The organism is Nocardia spumae (assembly GCF_020733635.1).
Taxonomy (GTDB): Bacteria; Actinomycetota; Actinomycetes; order Mycobacteriales; family Mycobacteriaceae; genus Nocardia; species Nocardia spumae.
In genome coordinates this window covers 3084602-3105362 of record NZ_JAJFZL010000001.1, presented here as the reverse complement: position 1 = coordinate 3105362, position 20761 = coordinate 3084602, and the positions used below count along the sequence as shown (strand labels likewise).

The following is a 20761-nucleotide window of genomic DNA, read 5'->3' as shown; positions in this document are numbered from 1 at the left end:
GTGAGGGTGGCGGCCGGAATGGCGACGTGGACCGCATGACGAGGCCCGGACACGCCGCACCGCCGTCGCGGCGCCCGCGAGCGCGACAACGGCGGGAACGATTCAGTCTTTACGCAGCCGGGCGGCGGTGTCGTCGACGGACTCCTCGAGTACGGGCGCGCCGTTGTGGCGGTCCGCTCCCTCGGCCGGCGCGGCGGCCTCGACAGGCGAGGCATCGGCGATCTCGGCCACCGTGGTCTCCTCGGAGCCGGCATCGGCGTTGTCGCCGGCGGCATCCGCATCCGAGCGCACATCGCGGATCGCGGCGCGCAGCCAGGTGGTCACCACATCCTCGGCGATCTCCAGGTCGACGGTCTCGTCGTCGATATCGACGACCGTGCCGTACAGGCCCGAGGTGGTCGTGACCCGGTCACCGACCTTCACGCTCTCCTGCATGGCAGTGACCTTCTCCGCTTCGCGCTTCTGGCGGCGGACGCCGAGGAACATCGGCACGAGCAGAACTACCAGTAGCAGCGGAAACAGCAGGTTTGCCATCGTCGTAGTCGGTCCTAGGTTGGGGGTTGGATCGGTCCGTACCCACACAGTCTGCCAGCAACCTGGAATATCGCCACACCCGCGGTGCGTCCGGCGGGGTGTCACGCACCGGCTCGACCCCGCCGTACGCAGGCGAATCAGGCCGCCGGCGTGCCGTACAGGTAATCGTCGAGCGGGAAATTCACCGCTTCACGGTGGGTGGTGACGGTGCTGTTGGGGCGCAGCAGCGCGGCCTCACCGTGCTGGTTGAAGTAGTAACTGCGCGCGCTGGAGCAACTGCCGGCGTAGAACACCGACGAGCCGAGCTTCTCGGTCACGTAGTCGAGGAACCGCGTGTTGGCCTCGTCACGGACCTCGAACACCTGCTCGCCCCGTCGCCGGGCCTCCCGCAACAACCGGTCCATATGCTTCATCTGCGCCTCGATCGTGGTGAAGTAGGACAGTCCGCTGTAGGAGTAGGGGCTGTTGAGGCTCAGGAAGTTCGGGAACTTCGGCACCGTGATGCCCTCGTAGGCCTGGAATCGGTTGTCACGCCAGTACTTTCCGAGATTCACTCCGTCGCGGCCGATGATCTCGATCGCCGGGAAGTTGACGTCCCACAGGTTGAATCCGGTGGCCAGGATCAGCGTGTCGATCTCGGTCTTGCGCCCGTCGGCGGTCACGATGCCGTCGGCTTCCACATGATCGATGGAGTTGGTCTCCAGCCGCACATGCGGCTCGTTGAAGGCCTTGAAATAGGTATTGGAGAACGTCGGCCGCTTACAGCCGAAATCGTAGTGCGGCGTCAGTTGCTCCCGGGTCCGCTTGTCGCGGACCTGGGCGCGCAGATGCGCCTTGGCCAGCAGCGCCGCGCCCTTGTTCCCGATTTTGACCTGCTTGTAGTGCAGGACGCCGGACACCATCAGCAATTCCAGCGCCGCGGTGTTGACCAGTCGTGCGGCCTTCTGCGTCACCGGTAGCTTCGCGAACAACCGCTGCACCGGCGCCGGGATAGCGGCGTCCACCTTGGGCACGACCCAGATCGGAGTGCGCTGGAAGACCGTCAGCTCCGCCACTTTCCGGGCCGCCTCGGGCACCAGTTGCACCGCGGTGGCGCCGGTGCCGATCACGGCGGCTCGCCGGCCGGTCAGGTCGAAGTCGTCCTCCCACGCGGTGGTGTGCAGGATCTTGCCTTCGAAGCTGTCGATACCGGGGAACGGCGGGGTGTAGGGCTGGGACAGGAACCCGGTGGCCGTGAGCAGATAGCGGGCGGTCAGCGTCTGCCCGTCCTCGATCGACACCACCCAGTGCTGCTGCTCGCAGTCCCAGCGGGCGCCGCCGACCACCTGGTTGAACCGCATGCGGCGGCGCAGGTCGTACTTGTCGGCGACGTGCTCGGCGTATTTCTTCAGCTCGGCACCCGGGGCGAACAGCCGTGACCAGTGCGGATTGGGCTCGAACGAGTAGGAGTAGGTCACCGAGGCGATATCGACCGCCAGACCCGGGTAGTGATTGACGTGCCAGGTGCCGCCGAGATCGTCCTCCCGCTCGAGGATCACGAAATCGCTCAGGCCGAGGCGATCCAGCGCGATACCGGCCCCCATACCGCCGAATCCCGCACCGACCACCACGGCGTCGTACTGAGGTGCCACGCCGAACCTCCCTGCTACTTCACGGATATCGCACGGAATGACACATCATTCCGTTTCGGAACACCGTATCATCGAGCCCGTGCCGAAGCCATCCACGCATGCCGAACGCCGCCGGGCCGAGACCCGCCGCCAGATCATCGACACCGCCTTCGCCTGCTTCGCCGAGAAGGGCTATCACGCCACCGGTATCGCCGATATCGCCACCGAGCTCGGAATCGGGCACGGCACCTTCTACCGCTACTTCGAGAACAAGCGCGACATCATCGACCATGTCATCGACGATCTCGCCGCGCGCATCATCGAAGCGCTCGGGACCGAGAACGCACCGGATGCGGCCGCCTCACTGGCGCAGTACCGCCTTCAGCTCGAGCGGATCGGCATCGCGCTGCACCGGATCTTCCTCGAAGACCGCAGGGTCGCCCAGCTGCTGCTGTTCCAGGCCACCGGCATCGACCCGGAATTGACCATGCGACTGTACGGACTGCTCGACACCGCGGACGCGCTGACGGCCGGCTACCTCGAGCACGGCGTGGAGCTGGGATATCTGCGGGCCGACCTCGATACGGTCAACACCGCCAAGGCCGTCACCGGCATGCTTCTGGCCGCCATCCTGCACGGACTGCGCGATCCGGATCCCGAGGCCACCGACGGCCTCGCCCAAGCCATCCCCCGCCTGCTGATCGACGGGGTGCGCACCGCCGATCCGATCTGATCGAGCGCCGGCGGGCTCAGTTCTCGAACAGGTCGAGGGTGGGTTCGGATTCCCGGCCGCGGACCTCGATGGAACCGAAGACCAGATCCGGTGGCGGCACCAGCCCCAGATGTTCCCAGGCGGCGGCGGTGGCGACCCGGCCGCGCGGGGTGCGGGCGACCATTCCGGCGCGGACCAGGAACGGTTCGCACACCTCCTCGACCGTGGCGGCCTCCTCGCCCACCGCGACCGCCAGCGTCGACACCCCGACCGGACCGCCACCGAATCCGCGGACCAGCGCGCCGAGTACGGCCCGGTCCAGACGGTCCAATCCGAGCGAGTCGACGTCGTAGACGACCAGCGCGGCGCGGGCGATCTCGCGAGTGACCAGACCGTCGGCCCGTACCTCGGCATAGTCGCGTACCCGGCGCAGCAGCCGGTTGGCGATGCGTGGCGTGCCGCGGGAGCGGCCCGCGATCTCGGCGGCGGCGTCGGCCTCGATCCGCACTCCGAGGATGGCGGCCGAGCGTTGCAGAATCCGCTGCAACTCGTCGGGTTCGTAGAAGTCCATATGACCGGTGAAGCCGAAGCGGTCACGCAGCGGTCCGGTCAGCGCACCCGACCGGGTGGTGGCGCCGACCAGTGTGAACGGCGCGATCTCCAGCGGAATCGATGTGGCGCCGGGTCCCTTGCCGACCACCACGTCGACCCGGAAATCCTCCATCGCCAGGTACAGCATCTCCTCGGCCGGGCGGGCCATGCGGTGGATCTCGTCGATGAACAGCACATCGCCCTCGACGAGGTTGCTCAGCATGGCGGCCAGATCACCGGCGCGTTCCAGGGCCGGACCGGACGTGATGCGCAGGGCGGTGCCCAGTTCGCCGGCGATGATCATCGCCATACTGGTCTTTCCCAGTCCGGGCGGGCCCGACAGCAGGACGTGATCAGGAGTGCCGCCGCGCTGCGTGGCGCCGCGCAACACCAGGGCCAGCTGCTCGCGCACTCGCGGCTGGCCGATGAAGTCGTCCAGGGATTTCGGCCGCAGCCCGGCCTCGATATCCCCGTCGGATTTCAGATAGTCCGCGGTGACCGCGGACTCGTCGTCACCGGAAAAGGAACTGTCGACCGGGAATTCGGCGTCGGCGCCCATCGCCGTCACCGATTCCGGCCGAGCAGGGCCAACGCCGCGCGCAAGGCACGCGAGGTATCCAGCTCGGGTTGTTCGGCGAGTACCCCATCGACCGCGGGTTCGGCCTGCTTGATCGGGAATCCGAGCCCGACCAGCGCCTCCACGACCTGATCACGCACCGGGGTGACCACCGGCGCGGGACCCGCCCCCGGCGGCCCCGACTGCACCGGAACCAGATCCACCTTGTCGCGCAGTTCGACGACCATGCGTTCGGCGCCACGCTTACCGATGCCCGGCACCCGGGTCAGCGCGGCGACATTGCTCTCCGCCAGCGCCTTTCGCAGCGCTTCGGGTTCCAGCACCGCCAGCACGGCCATCGCCAGCCGGGGCCCGACACCCGAGACGGTCTGCAGGAGTCCGAACAGATCGCGCGCTTCGGTATCGGCGAAGCCGAACAGCGTCATGGAGTCCTCGCGCACGATCATCGCGGTGTAGAGGCGCGAGGTCTCGCCGCGGGTGAGAGTCGCCAATGTCGACGGGGTGGCGTTGAGCCGATAGCCGACCCCGGCGGCCTCCAATACGGCATGGTCGAGGCCGATCTCGAGCACCTCTCCACGCACCGACGCGATCACCTGGGCACCGCCTTCCGTTGCTGGGCAAGCCTTTCGGCGTATCGACGCCGCGCCTGCTCCGCCTGTGCTTCCGCCTTCGCCATCCGCTCCAGCATCGGCGCCCGCCAGCAGTGGCAGATCGCCAGAGCCAGGGCGTCGGCGGCATCGGCCGGTTTCGGCGCCGTCTGCAAGCCTAGGATGCGAGTCACCATCGCGGTCACCTGCGCCTTGCCCGCGGAGCCGTTACCGGTGACAGCGGCCTTGACCTGGCTGGGGGTGTGGAAATGAACCGGTATGCCGCGCCGGGCCGCCGCCAGGGCGATCACGCCACCGGCCTGCGCGGTCCCCATCGCGGTGCGAACGTTGTGCTGCGCGAAGACCCGCTCGATCGCGACCGCTTCCGGGTGGTGGGTATCCATCCAGTACTCGGCGGCATCGGCCACCCCCAGCAGACGTTCGGCGAGATCCATATCGGCCGGGGTGCGCACCACGCCGACATCCAGTGCGGTGACCTGCCGTCCCAGCCCACCTTCGACGATGCTCAACCCGCACCGGGTGAGCCCGGGGTCGACGCCCATCACCCGCACGAAATGCACCCCTCCGAGGTCGCGAACAGTTGTTCGAAGTCTAACCGAGACCGGTGACGACTCCGGCCATCGACACGATCGGCCCGCTCAGCCGACGGCCGCCTCGAAGGCACGATAGGTGGTGGCGTCGAAGAGCACGAAACGGATCTCGCGGACCTCGGTCGGCGTGGTCCGCGCGGTGTCCACCGCGATGCGGGCGCCGTTGTCGATCGGCCACCCGTAGATGCCGGTGGAGACCGCCGGGAACGCCACGGTCCGGGCGCCCAATTCGTCTGCCACCCGCAGCGATTCGCGATAGCAGGAGGACAGCAGATCCGAGCGGTCCTGTCCGGCCGCCCAGACCGGGCCGACGGTGTGGATCACCCAGCGCGCGGGCAGATCGCCGGCCGTGGTGGCCACCGCCCGGCCCGTCGGCAGTCCGTCGGGCAGCGCCGTCGCCCGTAGCTGCCGGCATGCCGCGAGCACCTCGGGACCGCCGCGTCGATGGATGGCGCCGTCGACCCCGCCGCCGCCGAGCAGGCCGGAGTTCGCGGCGTTGACGATCGCATCCACGGCCTGTTCGGTGATGTCACCGCGGACCAGTACGAGATCGGCCATGGCTGCCATTGTGCCCTGCACCGGACTCGGAGCGAGTTCACAGCGTTCCTCGAGGTAGGCCACCGACAATGACGCCCGTGTTCTCCGCGCCCATGGATGTGCCGACCCCCGCGCCGACCGTGCCCGCACCGGCGGCCGCCGCCTCGGTGGCCCCACCCGCTCCACCCTCGCTGCCGTCGGCGAAACTCAATCCCTACAACGGTTTTCATCACGGTGTCTCGCTGCTGCACGGCTGGCTGCCGGTGACCATCGAGATCGTCGCGCTCCTCGCACTCGCGATCGCGCTGACGCGCCCGCGACGACGCTGGTGGCTGATCCGGGTGCCGATCTGCCTGGTGCTGGGCGTGGTGGCCGCGCTGACCGCTCGCACGATCATGAACAACGAGGGGCTGGCCTCGGATCCGGCCCCGCCGGAGCTGTGGATCTGCGTGGGCGCGACGGTCGCGGCGCTGGTGCTGGCCGTCGTCGGCTGGCCGGGTGCACGCTGGTGGCAGCGCACGGCCGCGATCGTCGCCGTGCCGTTCGCGGTCGCGAGTACGGCGGTCGTGCTCAACCAGTGGGTGGGCTACTACCCGAGCGTGCAGTCGGCGTGGAGTGCGCTGACCGCCGGGGCGCTGCCGCATCAGACCGATCCGGAAGCCCTGGCCGGAATGCGCGATACCCACCCCGCCACCGGTGTGGTGGTGCCGATCGACACCGGCGACGCCGGTAGCGGATTCAAACACCGCACCGAATACGTCTATCTGCCGCCGGCCTGGTTCGCCGGTCCGACCCCACCCGCGCTACCCGCGGTGATGATGATCGGCGGCGAGTTCAACACCCCCGCCGACTGGTTGCGCAGCGGCCAGATCATGCCGGCGATCGACACCTTCACCGCCGCCGACGGCGGCCACGCGCCCGTGCTGGTGCTCGTCGACTCGTCGGGCAGCTTCAACAACGACACCGAATGCGTCGACGGCCCGCGCGGCGCGGCCGCCGACCATCTCACCCAGGATGTGGTGCCGTACGTGCGGGCGAGGTTCGGCGTCTCCGCCGATCCGGCGAAGTGGGCGGCGGTCGGCTGGTCGATGGGCGGCACCTGCGCGACCGATCTGACCGTGATGCATCCCGAGCTGTTCCACACCTTCGTCGACATCGCGGGCGATCTGGGGCCGACCGCGGGCACCAGGGAGCAGACCGTATCCAGGTTGTACGGCGGGAACGCGGCCGCCTACGACCGCTTCGATCCGATGACGGTGATGGCCGCCCACGGCCCCTATACCGGGGTAGCCGGGCTGTTCGACGACCTCACCCCGCCGCACCGGGCCGGTAACGGCAAGGGCGGCGGGCATTTTCACATGCCGCAGGTGGACGAGAACCGGATCGGCGTGGGCGGTCGGGACGGCGTCATGGACTCCGGCGAGGTCGGCGCCGCGGAGAAGTTGTGCGAGCGGGGCCGCACGGTCGGCATCACCTGCACCATCCACACCACGGAGGGCGGGCACACCTGGCAGTTCGCCGCCGCGGCCTTCACCTCGTCGCTGCCGTGGGTGTCGGCACGGCTGGGCCTGCCCGTCCCCGCGACCTGATCGGCCCCGCGAACGGCTCGGGCCGTCACCGCACCCGCGGTGACGGCCCGAGCCGTATGGATGTCAGTCGTCGAGTTCGGCGAGAACCTCGTCGGACACATCGACATTGGTGTAGACGTTCTGCACGTCGTCACTGTCCTCGAGCGCGTCGACGAGTTTGAACACCTTGCGGGCGCCGTCGACGTCCACCGCGACCGACACCGAGGGCTGGAAGCCGGATTCGGCGGAGTCGTAATCGATTCCGGCGTCCTGCAGCGCGGTACGCACGGCGACCAGGTCACTGGGATCGCTGATGATCTCGAACGAGTCACCGAGGTCGTTGACCTCCTCGGCGCCGGCGTCGAGCACCGCCATCAGTACGTCGTCCTCGCTGAGCCCGTTCTTCTCCAGGGTCACCATGCCCTTGCGGTGGAACAGGTAGGACACCGAGCCGGGGTCGGCCATATTGCCGCCGTTGCGGGTCATGGCGACGCGCACCTCACCCGCGGCGCGGTTGCGGTTGTCGGTCAGACATTCGATCAGCACCGCCACACCGTTGGGGCCGTACCCCTCGTACATGATGGTCTGCCAGTCGGCGCCACCGGCCTCTTCACCGCCACCGCGCTTGCGGGCGCGCTCGATGTTGTCGTTGGGGACCGACGCCTTCTTCGCCTTCTGGATGGCGTCGTAGAGAGTCGGGTTTCCGCCAGGGTCACCACCACCGGTGCGCGCCGCGACCTCGATGTTCTTGATCAACTTCGCGAACATCTTGCCGCGCTTGGCATCGATCACGGCCTTCTTGTGCTTGGTGGTGGCCCATTTGGAGTGGCCGCTCATTCCCTACTTCCTTCGAGGTCGGTGTGCTCGAGGCCCGGACAGATCCGTGATCTGTGTTCCGGCGATCGCTGTGCAGTCTACTGCCCGGCACGAACCCGACCGGCGAAAGGTCAGGCCCCGGCGCCGACGACGCTGCGGACCGAGTCCACGAACAGCCGATGCACCCGCAGATCACCCGTCACCTCCGGGTGGAACGAGGTGGCCAGGACGTTGCCCTGCCGGACCGCGACGATGCGCCCCGCGGCCTGTTCGGGCCCGCCGGCGGACGGGCCGTCGGCGAGGACGGTGCCGGGTGTGGGCCGATGCGGGACGCGGGCCAGGACCTCGACCCCGTCGCCGACGCTTTCCACCCAGGGCGCGCGGATGAAGACCGCCCGGATCGGATCGTCGAGCCCGGTGAAGTCGAGATCGGTTTCGAACGAGTCGACCTGGCGGCCGAAGGCGTTGCGCCGCACCGTCATATCGATACCGGACAGTGACTGCGCATCGGGCCGGGTATCGAGCACCGTGCGGGCCAGCAGGATCATGCCGGCACACGAACCGAAGGCCGGCATCCCCGCGCGCAACCGGGCACGCAACGGCTCCAGCAGGCCGAACACCTCGAGCAGTTTGCTGATCGTGGTGGATTCGCCCCCGGGCAACACCAGCGCGTCGACGGACTCCAGCTCCGATTCCCGGCGGACACTCACCGGCTCGGCGTCGCATGCCGCCAGCGCGTGGAAGTGCTCACGCACATCTCCCTGCAGTGCCAGCACACCAATGGTCGGTTTCACGGCACGAGCATACGAGCCGGGCGTCCCCCGGCGCCCACACAGCCACCGCCACTGTGGCTCCGATCACCGGAAAGGCCCAGGCGACGGACCGGTGGCGTCGAAACGGCGCATTGGATTACCCACTCCCGCAACCGTTAATCCGAGATCTTCCCAACAACGGTAACCCGGGTTGCCGGGCGCGGAACCGTAGCATCGGCGCGCACATTCTCTTCGACCGCGGGATCACATATGCGCGACAGCCTCCGGCCCCACTCGGCTCATCCCCTTCGTCGACAGCGCTCCGCAGCGCGCGGCGGCCGGACCCTGACTCAGATGCTGGATTCGGCAGTCGAGCGCAACCCGGACGGGCTCGCGGTGTCGGTATCCGGCCACGAGATCCGCTACCGCGAACTCGACGCCCGCGCGAATCGGTTGGCGCGCCTGCTGTGGACCTCGGGCGCCGGGCCGGAATCGCGGGTGGCCGTGGTGCTTTCGCGATCATTGGCATCGGTGACGGCGATCTGGGCGGTCGCCAGGACAGGCGCCGCGTTCGTACCGATCGATCCCACCTACCCGCGGGCTCGAGTCGAGTACCAGCTCTCCGACAGCGGCTGCCGAATCGGCCTGACCTGCCGTGAGCACCTGAGCGATCTGCCCGCGGGCGTGCGGTGGCTGGTGCTCGACGACCCTCGGCTGCTCGCCGAACTCGGCGAACAGCCGGCGAGCCCGATCACCTATCTCGACCGGCCCACACCGGTGCGGCCCTCGAACGTCGCGTACGTCACCTACACCTCCGGCTCGACCGGCCGCCCGAAGGGGGTGGCGGTGACCCACTCCGGCCTGCCCGCCCTGTGCGATGAACTTCGCGCCACGGTGCGGATCACCCAGGACGCCCGCATCCTGCACAACGCCTCCCCCAGTTTCGACGCCGCTGTCCTCGAACTGCTGCTCGCGATCGGCGCCGCCGCGACCTTGGTGATCGCCTCACCGCCGGTGATCGGCGGAAACGACCTCGCCGATCTGTTGCGCCGGGAACGGGTCACACACGCGTTCATGACGCCGTCGGTGCTGGCGACCGTCCGGCCGGACGGCCTGGACACCCTCGCCACGATCGTGGTCGGCGGCGAGGCGTGCCCGCCCGACCTCGTCCGGACCTGGGCCACCGGCGGCCGGCGGCTGCACAACGCCTACGGACCCACCGAAACCACCATCGCGGCCACCCTGAGTGACGCGCTTCGGCCGGCCGCCGCCGTCCCCCTGGGCACTGCGATTCCCGGTCTGACCTGCCATATCCTCGACGCGCGGCTCCGGCCGACACTCACCGGCGCGACCGGTGAGCTGTATGTCAGCGGGCCGGCGCTGGCCCGCGGCTATCCGGGCCACCCCGAACCCACCGCGGCGCGTTTCGTGGCCGATCCGTTCGGTGCGCCGGGTGCGCGGATGTATCGCACCGGCGATCTGGTTCGCCGCACCACCACCGGCGAATTGGCATACCTCGGCCGCGCCGATCATCAGGTCAAAGTCCGGGGCCTGCGCATCGAACTCGGCGAGATCGACTCCGCCCTCATGCGCCACCCGGAGGTGGCGCAGGCGGTCACCGTGGATCGCGCGACCGCGGCGGGCGCGGTCGAACTGGTGTCGTTCGTGCGGGGGGCGCCGGGCCGGGAACCGCGAACGGCGGAACTGACAGCGAGTTTGAGTGCCGAACTCCCGGCGTTCATGCTGCCGAACACGGTCGTCGTGGTCGAGCAGTTCCCGCTCACGGCGACCGGGAAGGTCGACCGGACGGCGTTGCGCGCGCAGCGGCTACCCGCCACGCCGTCCCGGCGGGCGGGCGACCTGGGCGAGGATCTGGTCGCCGAGGTATTCGGGCGGATACTGGGTCGCGGCGCGCTCGGCGGCGACACCGATTTCTTTGCCGCCGGGGGCAATTCGCTGCTCGCGACGCAAGTCGCGGCGCGGTTGAGCGAGATCTGGCAGATGCGGGTACCGCCCACGCTGCTGTTCGACCATCCCACCGTCGGCGCGCTCACGACCGCGTTGCGGACCCGACGATTCGACGCCGTGCGGCCGCCGTTGCTCCCGGCCGTGCGTCCCGGGCGAATCCCGTTGTCGCCGAATCAACTTCGATTCTGGCTGCGCAATCAGTTCGATACCACCTCGGCGGTGGACAATGTCGGGTTCGCGCTGCGGTTGTCCGGTGTGAACATCGACGCACTGCACGCGGCCCTCACCGATGTGTTGAGCCGGCACGAAGCATTGCGGACCCGCTATCCGGCCGATGAGGACGGGCCCTATCAACTGGTCCTGGACGCCGCGGCATGCGCCGATTGCTTCGCCGTCGAGGACATCGGCAGCGCCGACCCCGCCGAACGGGTGCACGGCGTCCTGCGGGAGGGCTTCGATGTGACCGCGCGGGTTCCCCTGCGGGTCCGGCTGCTGCGCACCACCCACGACCATGTTCTGGTCTGCGCCCTGCACCACATCTGCGCCGACGGTTCCTCGCTCGCGCCGATGGCACAGGATCTCGCGATCGCCTATGCCGCCCGATGGGCCGGGAAGGCTCCCGACTGGCGACCGATCACGGTGCAGTACGCCGACTACGCCCTGTGGCAGCGGGAACTGCTCGGGTCGCGCGACGACCCGCATTCACTTCTGTCCCGGCAACTCCGGTACTGGAGCGAAGAACTCGACGGGCTCCCCGATCAGCTCGACCTGCCGACCGATCGGCCCCGCCGAGCGGTCGCGTCGCTGCGCGGTTCGACCGTGGATCGCACGATCTCCGCCGCGGCGCACGGCGCGCTACTCGGTCTCGCTCGCGACGGGCACGCCAGTTTGTTCATGGTGATGCGCACGGCGCTGGCGGTCCTGCTGTCCCGGCTGTCGGGCAGTGGCGACATCGCCATCGGGGTGCCGATGACCAACCGGGCCGAGCCGGCACTCGACGGCGTCGTCGGCATGTTCGTCAATACGACCGTCTCCCGGACCCGGATCGATCCCCGCGAGCCCTTCGCGGCCTTGCTCGCCCGCACCAGAGCCCGCGATCTGGCCAATTTCGCACACTCCGAGGTGCCCTTCGAGCAGGTGGTGGACGCGGTCGACCCGGTGCGCTCCCCGGGGCGGCACCCGCTGTATCAAGTCGGCTTCGCCTTCCAGAACTTCGCGCGGGCCGATCTGGACATGCCCGACACCGCGCTGTCGCTGTTCGATATCGAAACCGACACGGTGAAAACCGACCTGCATATCGGCGTGGTCGACACCCGCGACGCGGACGGGGCACCCGGACCGGTGCTGATCCGATTCGGTTACAGCACGGACCTTTTCGACCACGCCACGGTCGAGGGATTCATCGACGCCTATGTCCGCCTGCTGCATTCGGTCGCGGCCGGAGCGTCGACCCCGGTCGGCGATCTGATCCTGGCCGATCCGGGCCACAGCGACTCGGACGCCGGCGGTCACCCCGTCGAAGCCGAGTCGCTCACCGCCGCGCTGGCCCGCCAGGCCGTCGCCCGCCCGGACAGCACCGCGGTGAGCTGCGGACCGGACTCGATCAGCTACCGCGATCTCGCCGACCGGATCACCCGCCTCGCCCGCTGGCTGATCGCACAGGGCGCCGGCCCCGAGTCCATCGTCGCGGTGGCGATGCGGCGGTCGATCGACCAGGTGGTGGCGTTGTACGCGGTGGCGGAGGCGGGCGCGGCCTGGGTGCCGATCGATCCGGACCATCCGCGACAGCGAATCGGCCATATCCTGGAATCGGCTGTCCCGCACTGCGTTCTGACCACTACGGCGGACCGGTTCACCGCGGTCGCCGCCCATGCCGTCGACATGATCGACCTCTCCGCATTCCCGGCCGGCCCGGTGCGCGACGACGAGCGCGAGGTCGCGCTGCGGGGCGATCATCCCGCGTATGTGATCTACACGTCCGGATCCACCGGAAAACCCAAGGGCGTGGTGGTCACCCATGCCGCGATCGTCAATCAGCTCGCGTGGATGCACCAGCGTTACCAGGTCGGACCCGAGGACCGATATCTGCAGAAGACCGCGGCCACGTTCGACGTCTCGCTGTGGGGGTATTTCCTGCCGCTGCGGGCGGGGGCACGGCTGATTCTGGCGGCGCCGGGCCGCGAGCGTGATCCGCACGCGATCTGCGCGCTGATCGCCGAGCACGCCGTCACGCTGACCGATTTCGTCCCCTCCATGCTCACGGTCGTCGTCGGCTGCGCATCCTCGGATCAGTTGCGATCGCTGCGGTCGGTGTTCGTGATCGGGGAGGCGCTGCCGCCGGAGACCGCCCGGGATTTCGCGGCGGTGTGCCCGGCGCAGTTGCACAATCTGTACGGGCCGACCGAGGCCGCGGTCAGCATCACCGAACACCACATCGGCCCGGACGATCTGCGGGCGCCGACCGTGCCCATCGGCGTTCCGGTCTGGAATTCCCGCTGCCCGGTATTGGATTCGCGCCTGCACGAGGTGCCGCCCGCAGTGACCGGCGAGCTCTTCCTCGCCGGGGACCAGCTCGCCCGCGGCTACCACGGCGCACCCGGCCTCACCGCGGCCCGGTTCGTCGCCGATCCGTTCGGACCGCCGGGCACGCGAATGTACCGCAGCGGCGACCTGGCCCGGCGGCGCCGCGACGGTGCGCTGGAATATCTGGGACGCACCGACTTTCAGGTCAAGGTGCGCGGCCATCGCATCGAACTCGGCGAGATCGAGTCCGCGCTGCTCGGCGATCCCGCTGTCGCCCAGGCCGCGGTCACCGTCCACCATTCCGACGCCGGTGACCGGCTCGTCGGATATGTGGTTCCGGCCGACGGGCACGAGGTGGAACCGACAGCGTTGCGGCGCAGGATATCCGGACAGCTGCCGAGCTACATGGTGCCCGCGGCGGTGCAGGTGCTGGCCGCGCTGCCGGTCAACACCAGCGGCAAACTCGATCGCGCCGCCCTACCCGACCCGGTGTTCACCCGCGAGCTCGCCGTCGCCCCGGCGACCGAGTTGGAACACACCCTGGCCGAGGTGTTCGCCGACGTTCTCGGCATCGGCCGGCTCGGCGCCACCGACGACTTCTTCGAGTCCGGCGGCTCCTCGTTACTCGTATTCGTTCTGCACCAACGATTGTCGGCGCGGCTGAACCGCGACGTCGCGATGTCGGCGATTCTCGCCAACCCCACGGTCGCCGGACTGGCCGCCCACCTCAGCGGCTCGGCGACACCGGCGGTGGCGTATTCCCCCGCCGCCGACGCCGTGCTCGAACCCGACATCACAGCGGCCGGATGTGCTCCCGCCTCGACCGCGCCGGCCGGCACGGTGCTGCTCACCGGAGCCACCGGATTCCTGGGGGCGCATCTGTTGAACGCACTGCTGACCCACACCGGGGCACAGGTGGTGTGCCTGGTCCGCGGCACGACCGAGCAGCATCCGCTGGATCGAATCATCGCGTCGCTGCGGCGGTTCCGGCTGCCGACCGACGCCGTGACCGCACGGGTGCGGGCCCTGCGTGGTGATCTCTCGGAACCGAACCTCGGGCTCGATCCGGCGGATTTCGATTTCCTGACCGCAACAATCGACGCGATCTATCACAACGGCGCCCGGGTCAATCATGTCGACCCCTACGAACGACTGCGTGCGGCCAATGTCGAGGGAACTCGATCGATTCTGCGGTTGGCGACCACGCGGCGGGTCAAGGCCGTCCACTTCGTCTCCACACTCGGCGCCGCCGTGCCCGCGGGTGCCATGCCCGCGGTGATCGGTGAGGACGACCGGCTGCACGCCGGGCAATTGCAGGACAACGGCTATCTGATCTCGAAATGGGTTGGCGAGGAACTGATCCGGCAGGCCGGTGAGCGTGGCGTGCCGGTATCCGTGTTCCGGCCCGGCACGATCTGTGGCCACACCGTCTCAGCGGTCAACAACCCCGACGACGCCTTCTGGAATATGGTGCGTGCGGCGGCCGTGCTCGGAGTGGCGCCCGATGTGGGGTCGGCGACGGTATCGCTGGTGCCGGTGGACTACGTCGTGCGGGCTCTCGTCGCGATCAGCACCGGTCGCGGCGCCGGGACCGGCGCGGTCTACCACCTGGTGAACCAGCATCCGGTGGCGGTCGCCGACGTTCTCGATCGGCTGCGCGCGCACGGCTACCCGATCGCCCTGCGGCCACTCGAAGAGGTCCGCGCGGCGCTGGACAGTCGATCCGCCGCCCGGTCGGCGGCGGGTGACGACACACTGGTGCGTGCCGCCCTGCTGGCGCCGACGTTCGCCGGACTCGCGGGCCATACGGTGTGGTCCGACATCGGCACCCGGTCGGCGCTGACAGGCACCGGGATCGAATGCCCTGCCATCGACCGCGTCGTTGTGGACCGCTACATCGAGTGCTTCGTGGAGTCCGGTCTGCTCGAGCCTGTTCCGGCAACCGGCGAGGCGATACCTTCCGTCACTGCCGCAGGCTGCGGATGAGCCCTTCCTGCACGACCTGGGCGACGAACTGGCCGCTCTGGTTGAAGATCCGCCCGGTGGTCAGCGCGCGGCCGTATCCGGCCGAGGGCGAATTCTGGTCGTAGAGCAGCCATTCGTCGGCACGGAACGGGCGCAGGAACCACATCGCGTGGTCGAGCGACGCGTCCTGGGTGGGCTCGTCGCGATGGGTCACCTTCGACGATCCGAGCAGGGTCATATCGCTCATGTAGGCGAGGGTGCACACGTGGAACAGCGGATCGTCGGGCAGCGGGTGCCGGTAGCGGAACCACACCTGCTGCTGGGAGGCCAGGCCGTCGCGCAGGGCGACCTGCTCCTGCGGCACCGGCCGGATGTCCCAGTGCTCCCATTCGCGCATCAGCCACAGCCGCTCCGGGCTCATCGTCTCGTGCCCGTCCGGAATATCCTGCGGCAGCGGCACATCCGGCATCCGATCCTGATGTTCGGGACCTTCGTCGCCGACGTGGAACGACGCCGACATGGTGAATATCGCCTCGCCGTCCTGGATTCCGGTCACCCGCCGGGTGCAGAACGAGCGGCCGTCGCGGATACGCTCGACCAGGTACAGGGTCTGCTCGGATGGATTGCCGGGACGCAGGAAGTAGCCGTGCAGCGAGTGCACCTCGTAGCGGGGCTCCACGGTGCGGACCGCCGACACCAGCGCCTGTCCGGCAACCTGTCCGCCGAAGGTGCGTGGCAGCTGGGACTTCGTCACCGCTCCGCGGAAGATGTCCCGCTCGAGCCGCTCGATCTCGAGCGCTTCTTCGATGGTCGCCATGTACCGTCCTTCCCGGAATAGACGAGCTCAGGCTAAGCGATCGCAACCCGGGGCCGATGCGCGACTCTCCCTCGCGACACGCCACGCGGCTAGCTCGCGCTCGTGCCCTGCGATCCCACGAAAGCCTTGGCCTCCTCCTCCGAGCCGGCGGCCGGTGCCGAACCCCACATGTGCTTGCCGTTGGGTTCGGCCAGGAAGTAGACCGACACCGCGCCCACCAGACCAGCGACGATCAGGTAGTACGCGGGCCAGTTCAGATCTCCGGTCGCGCCGACCAGCGCACCGACGACCACCGAGGTGGTGCCCGCGAACAGCGATACCGCGACATTGAACGACACCGACAGCCCGGCCCCGCGCACCTTGGTCGGGAACAGCGACGGCAGCGTGGACGGCATCGTCGCACTGAAGCAGATCAGCGTCAGCCCCATGATCAGCAGACCCAGGAACACGGCGATCGCGTTGTCGGTACGAACCAGCAGCACCATCGGGAACGCCAGCACGATCAGCGCGACGACACCGGTCCAGATGATGGGTTTTCGGCCGACCCGATCGGAGATCAGGCCGATCACCGGAATGGTCAGCAGCGCGATCGCCATCACCGCGATCTGCAGCCACTGCGATGTCGACGAGGACACCCCGCCACCGGTGCTGTCGGGCACCGTCTCGGTCACATAGGTCGGCATGTAGGAGGTGAGCATGTAGTTGGTGACGTTCCAGACCACGACCAGGCCCATGCAGACCAGCACGAACGGCCACAGTTTCGCCAGGGCCCTGGCCTCGTCGCCGGTTTTGTTGGCCTTCTCCCGCTCCGCGGATTCCATCTCCAGCGCCTCGAAGGCCGGGGTATCGGCCAGGCGCATGCGCAGATACACCCCGACCGCGCCGAGAGGCAGTGCGATGAAGAACGGCAGCCGCCAGCCCCAGGCCAGCAATTGGTCGTGGGTCAGGACGGCGTCGGCGAGCGTCACGATCAACGCGCCGAGCAGATATCCGGTGAAGGTGCCGAATTCCAGCCAGCTTCCCAGGAAGCCGCGGCGCCGGTCGGGGGCGTACTCGGCGATGAAGGTCATCGCGTTGCCGTACTCGCCGCCGGTGGAGAAACCCTGTAGCAACCGCGCGCACAACAGCAGCATGGGCGCCCAGATACCGATCGTGTTCTGATCCGGGATGCAGCCGATCGCGAAGGTTCCGGTGGCCATCAGGATCATCGTCGTCGCGAGCACCTTGTTGCGCCCGATGCGATCGGCCAAGGGGCCGAAGAACATTCCACCGAACGGGCGGACCAGGAATGCCACCGCGAACAGGCCGAAGGTGGCGATGGTCCCGGCGGTGTCACCGAGATGGGAGAAGAACACCTCCTTGATCGTCGGCTCGAAATAGGCGTAGACGCCGAAGTCGTACCACTCGGTGATGTTGCCGATACTGGCGGCGCCGATAGCCCGGCGGATGATCGGCGGGTCGGTCACGACGATGTCGTCGAGCGACCAGCGCCTGGGACGTTCGCGCGGGGTCAGCACAGCCACCGACAGGACCTCCTCGAGTTCGCGATCTGCTCGCGATCCACGACGGCGCGGCCCCGGCCGGGGTCTGAAGATCACCTCGCGCAGGGTCCGTCCGTCCGGGATCGTCCCGCTCAGGCTATGCGATGGCTAACCCGCTCCGCGGGCGACTCTCCGCGATCGGCGAGGCGTCGGGCATGATATGCGGATGCCCGGATACACCCCCACCACCGTGGATGGGCTGGTCACCTCGGTGGCCGAGGCGGTCTTCGATCTCCCCGGCGCGGTGGTGGTCGCGGTCGACGGCGCCGACGCGGCCGCACCGCGCGACCCCGCCGGCCGCCTCGCCGAACTGATCCGGACCCGGGGCCGCCCGGCCGCGGTGGTGTGGTTGCACGACTTCGTCCGCCCGGCATCGGTGCGGCTGGAATTCGGCCGTGACGAGATGTCCTATCGGACAGCCTGGTTCGACTACGCCGCACTCGATCGCGAAGTGCTGCAGGCGCTGCGACACCGGGGCCGGTGGCTGCCCGCCCTGTGGAACGAGGCCGATGACCGATCCGCCCGGGCGGCCGTGCGGCCCGCGGGCCCCGGCGCCGTCGTCGTGGTGGCCGGGCCGATGCTGCTCGGCCGGAATCTGGATTTCGATCTGACGGTCCGGTTGCAGATGTCGGAGCCGGCGCTGCGCCGGCGCACCGACCCCGGCGAGCTCTGGACGATCCCGGCGCTGCTGCGCCACGACGCCGAGCACGACGAGATCCCCGCCTTCGAGGTGCGGTGGGATCATCCGGACCGGCCCGCGCTGCGCACGAACCGCTGACCGGGCGCGCGCCACCTCACCCGATGAAAAGAGCGCGGTCGTCCTCGGGGAGCCAGCAGTCCGCGGCGATGCCGCCGTCGTAGTTGGCGCGGAAATGGTCGATCAGCTGCGGCAGGCCGGGATGGGCGTTAGCGGTCGACCACAGCAGCGCGTGCGGATACGCCGGTGTCGGGTCGACGATCGGCAGTTTTCTGATGTGCGGATGCCACGGATTGCGGAAGTGGTCACTGCTGACGGTGGCCAGCGTGTCCGAGCCGGCGATGCGCTCGATCATCGCCTGGACACCGTCGGGTCCGGGCGCACCGACTGTCGACCGGGGTGTGGTGTCGACGGTGACACCGCAGAATTCGCTCAGCTCGCGGTAGAAGTCGGCCCACTCCGAGGGCACTGCCGCGCCGGGGATCCACACCGTCGACGCGCCGAGCTCGGCGAGGGTGACCGCCGATCTGCCCGCCAGGGGATGTTCGCGGCCGACGAGCAGATGCGACGGATCCAGATACGCCGGTGCGGCCGCGATATCCGGCGGAAGCGGATTCGGGCCGCCGTGGGCGCGAGCGAAGGCCGCGTCGGCCCGGCCGTGCACGACCATATCCCGCGAGGTCACGAAGACGTTCGAGATGACGATCTCGGTATCGGAGTCGCGGTGGTGGTCCAGATAGAACCGCATCCGCTCCATCGCCCCCTGGCGTTCCCCCTGTACGGCGACCCGCAGCGGGCGCGGCACATCGCGCGCAGCCGCCACCGCGCCATCGGCCACGGCGAGCAGTGAGCGCGCGTGTGGTAGGAAGCGGGCTCCGGCCGGGGTCGCGACGACACCGGTCGGTACCCGGTCGAACAGGACCGCGCCCAGCTGCGACTCCAATTTGGCGATCCGTTTGGACACCGCCTGCTGGCTGATGCCGAGCAGGTCGGCGGCGTGCCCGAACTGCCCCTCGTCGACCGCGGCCACGAAGGCACGCACCGCGGCCAGATCGAGATCGGTCATCGCACCTCCGTCACAACCATCGGTTGTCCATCACCCTCGCCGCCGGTTCGGCCCGCGCCACTGTACCGGGTTCGCGATGCGCGAAATACGGTACCGGCCAGGATATTCGCCGCCTGCGCGACAGCCGCGGCCACCACCCCCGATCCCGAGCACCAGGCCGCGGACCGCCCCGCACGACCGGCGCGGGGGGGGGGGGACGCTTCGGCGGCGGGCGAAGTTATTTCAATACAGGTCGTACTGTAATATTGAGCCATGAGCACTGTGGACATGTGGCCGGATCACCTGGCGGTCACCCAGGTACGTATCGCGCGTCCCACCGATCGCCTGGCCGAGGTGGCGCGCTTCTACCGCGAGGGACTCGGACTGCGCGAGCTGTACCGGTTCGAAGGGCACGACGGATACGACGGGGTGATGCTGGGCCTGCCCGGCGCCGGATACCACCTCGAATTCACCAGCAGTGCCGACGGAAGTCCTTGTCCCGCACCGACTCGCGACAATCTGCTGGTGCTGTACTTCACCGGGGAGGCGGCGATGTACGACGTGGTGGCGCGGCTGGCCGAATTCGGGGCCGAACCGGTGCCCGCGGAGAATCCGTACTGGGCGGCCCACGGCGGCATCACCTTCGAAGATCCCGACGGCTGGCGGCTGGTGCTGATGCCACGCAAGGTGTTCTGAGATGGCCGGACGGGTGCGCGACGACCGTATCGACGCGGTGGTTCTGGACACCACTCGCCGCCTGCTGGGCGAGGTCGGATACGCCGAGCTGTCGATCGGGCGCATCGCGACCGAATCCGGCCAGTACCGGCCCGCGATCTATCGCCGGTGGCCGTCGAAACGACACCTGGTCGTGGATGTGGTGGCGCGGATGCTGGGCGCCGCCCCCACGCCGGACACCGGTGACCTACGGGCAGATCTGATCACCGGTACGCGCACCATCGTCACCGCGCTGCGGACCACCGATCTGGGCCGGATCCTGCCGGCACTGGTGGCGGATCTGGCCGCCGATCCCGAACTGTCCCAGCACTTTCTGCGCACGGTCTTCGCGCCGCGCCGGGAATCGAGTGCCGCGCGACTGGAATCGGCGATGGCCCGGGCGGAGATCGGCGCCGTCGCGGATCTCGACTTCGTCCTCGACGCCCTCGCCGCGCCCGTCTACTACCGCGCACTGTTCGCCCACCTGCCGCTCACCGACACCCTCGCCGAGCAAACCGTCGACACGGTACTCGCGGCACTGCCGAAACCGGCCACCGGGCGCTGAGCCCGCGAACGAGAACGCCGGGCCGTCCGAT

At 68.9% G+C, this 20761-nt stretch carries 17 protein-coding genes; 6 read left to right on the top strand and 11 right to left on the bottom strand.

Features of this window, described 5'->3' with window-relative positions:
• Positions 1-102: 102 nt before the first annotated feature.
• Both yajC and LKD76_RS13790 read right to left on the bottom strand, forming a co-directional pair.
• Complete coding sequence (yajC, locus tag LKD76_RS13795) at positions 103-534, bottom strand: preprotein translocase subunit YajC (RefSeq protein ID WP_227981706.1); 432 nt, start codon at positions 532-534, stop codon at positions 103-105.
• Positions 535-671: 137 nt separating this feature from the next.
• Entirely contained in the window at positions 672-2165 is a 1494-nt protein-coding gene (locus LKD76_RS13790) for a flavin-containing monooxygenase (protein ID WP_227981704.1), read from the bottom strand.
• A gap of 37 nt (positions 2166-2202) precedes the next feature.
• Between LKD76_RS13790 and LKD76_RS13785 the strand changes: the two genes are divergently transcribed.
• Complete coding sequence (locus tag LKD76_RS13785) at positions 2203-2877, top strand: TetR/AcrR family transcriptional regulator (RefSeq protein ID WP_255660006.1); 675 nt, start codon at positions 2203-2205, stop codon at positions 2875-2877.
• A gap of 16 nt (positions 2878-2893) precedes the next feature.
• On the opposite strand, the gene ruvB is transcribed toward LKD76_RS13785, so the two are convergent.
• The 4 genes from ruvB to LKD76_RS13765 all read right to left on the bottom strand — a co-directional run bounded on the left by ruvB (position 2894) and on the right by LKD76_RS13765 (position 5780).
• Positions 2894-4006, bottom strand: a complete 1113-nt coding sequence (gene ruvB / locus LKD76_RS13780) for a Holliday junction branch migration DNA helicase RuvB (protein WP_227981700.1) — start codon at positions 4004-4006, stop codon at positions 2894-2896.
• A gap of 5 nt (positions 4007-4011) precedes the next feature.
• Positions 4012-4617, bottom strand: coding sequence for a Holliday junction branch migration protein RuvA (gene ruvA, locus LKD76_RS13775; RefSeq protein ID WP_227981698.1), 606 nt, complete (start codon positions 4615-4617; stop codon positions 4012-4014).
• Positions 4614-5183 (bottom strand): crossover junction endodeoxyribonuclease RuvC, encoded by a 570-nt coding sequence (ruvC, locus tag LKD76_RS13770; protein ID WP_227985241.1) that lies wholly within the window; start codon positions 5181-5183, stop codon positions 4614-4616. The genes ruvA and ruvC overlap by 4 nt, the downstream gene beginning before the upstream one ends.
• A gap of 87 nt (positions 5184-5270) precedes the next feature.
• Positions 5271-5780 (bottom strand): O-acetyl-ADP-ribose deacetylase, encoded by a 510-nt coding sequence (locus LKD76_RS13765; protein WP_227981696.1) that lies wholly within the window; start codon positions 5778-5780, stop codon positions 5271-5273.
• A 92-nt stretch (positions 5781-5872) separates the two neighbouring features.
• Between LKD76_RS13765 and LKD76_RS13760 the strand changes: the two genes are divergently transcribed.
• Complete coding sequence (locus LKD76_RS13760; protein WP_227985240.1) at positions 5873-7348, top strand: alpha/beta hydrolase; 1476 nt, start codon at positions 5873-5875, stop codon at positions 7346-7348.
• Positions 7349-7411: 63 nt separating this feature from the next.
• On the opposite strand, the gene LKD76_RS13755 is transcribed toward LKD76_RS13760, so the two are convergent.
• Together LKD76_RS13755 and pdxT are read right to left on the bottom strand one after the other, a co-directional pair.
• Entirely contained in the window at positions 7412-8164 is a 753-nt protein-coding gene (locus tag LKD76_RS13755; RefSeq protein WP_227981695.1) for a YebC/PmpR family DNA-binding transcriptional regulator, read from the bottom strand.
• A gap of 110 nt (positions 8165-8274) precedes the next feature.
• Positions 8275-8937 (bottom strand): pyridoxal 5'-phosphate synthase glutaminase subunit PdxT, encoded by a 663-nt coding sequence (pdxT, locus tag LKD76_RS13750; protein WP_227981692.1) that lies wholly within the window; start codon positions 8935-8937, stop codon positions 8275-8277.
• A 312-nt stretch (positions 8938-9249) separates the two neighbouring features.
• Between pdxT and LKD76_RS13745 the strand changes: the two genes are divergently transcribed.
• Positions 9250-15372, top strand: coding sequence for a non-ribosomal peptide synthetase (locus LKD76_RS13745; protein ID WP_227981690.1), 6123 nt, complete (start codon positions 9250-9252; stop codon positions 15370-15372).
• On the opposite strand, the gene LKD76_RS13740 is transcribed toward LKD76_RS13745, so the two are convergent.
• Both LKD76_RS13740 and LKD76_RS13735 read right to left on the bottom strand, forming a co-directional pair.
• The gene (locus LKD76_RS13740; protein ID WP_227981688.1) at positions 15350-16168 is read right to left on the bottom strand and encodes an acyl-CoA thioesterase; all 819 of its coding nucleotides are present in this window, start codon (positions 16166-16168) and stop codon (positions 15350-15352) included. The two genes, LKD76_RS13745 and LKD76_RS13740, sit on opposite strands and share 23 nt — an antisense overlap.
• An 89-nt stretch (positions 16169-16257) precedes the next feature.
• Positions 16258-17691, bottom strand: coding sequence for an MFS transporter (locus tag LKD76_RS13735; RefSeq protein WP_227981687.1), 1434 nt, complete (start codon positions 17689-17691; stop codon positions 16258-16260).
• 184 nt (positions 17692-17875) lie between these two features.
• Here LKD76_RS13735 and LKD76_RS13730 point away from each other — a divergent pair, with 184 nt between their 5' ends.
• Positions 17876-18487 carry a nucleoside/nucleotide kinase family protein gene (locus tag LKD76_RS13730; protein ID WP_227981685.1) on the top strand — a complete coding sequence of 204 codons (612 nt, stop codon included), beginning with the start codon at positions 17876-17878 and terminating at the stop codon, positions 18485-18487.
• Positions 18488-18503: 16 nt separating this feature from the next.
• On the opposite strand, the gene LKD76_RS13725 is transcribed toward LKD76_RS13730, so the two are convergent.
• Entirely contained in the window at positions 18504-19472 is a 969-nt protein-coding gene (locus LKD76_RS13725; RefSeq protein WP_227981683.1) for a LysR family transcriptional regulator, read from the bottom strand.
• 252 nt (positions 19473-19724) lie between these two features.
• Here LKD76_RS13725 and LKD76_RS13720 point away from each other — a divergent pair, with 252 nt between their 5' ends.
• Both LKD76_RS13720 and LKD76_RS13715 read left to right on the top strand, forming a co-directional pair.
• On the top strand, positions 19725-20147 hold the full coding sequence (locus LKD76_RS13720; RefSeq protein WP_227981681.1) for a VOC family protein: 423 nt from the start codon (positions 19725-19727) through the stop codon (positions 20145-20147).
• Between the two features lies 1 nt (position 20148).
• Positions 20149-20730: a TetR/AcrR family transcriptional regulator gene (locus tag LKD76_RS13715; RefSeq protein ID WP_227981679.1), complete on the top strand. Its 582-nt coding sequence runs from the start codon at positions 20149-20151 to the stop codon at positions 20728-20730.
• The last annotated feature ends 31 nt before the right edge of the window (positions 20731-20761 follow it).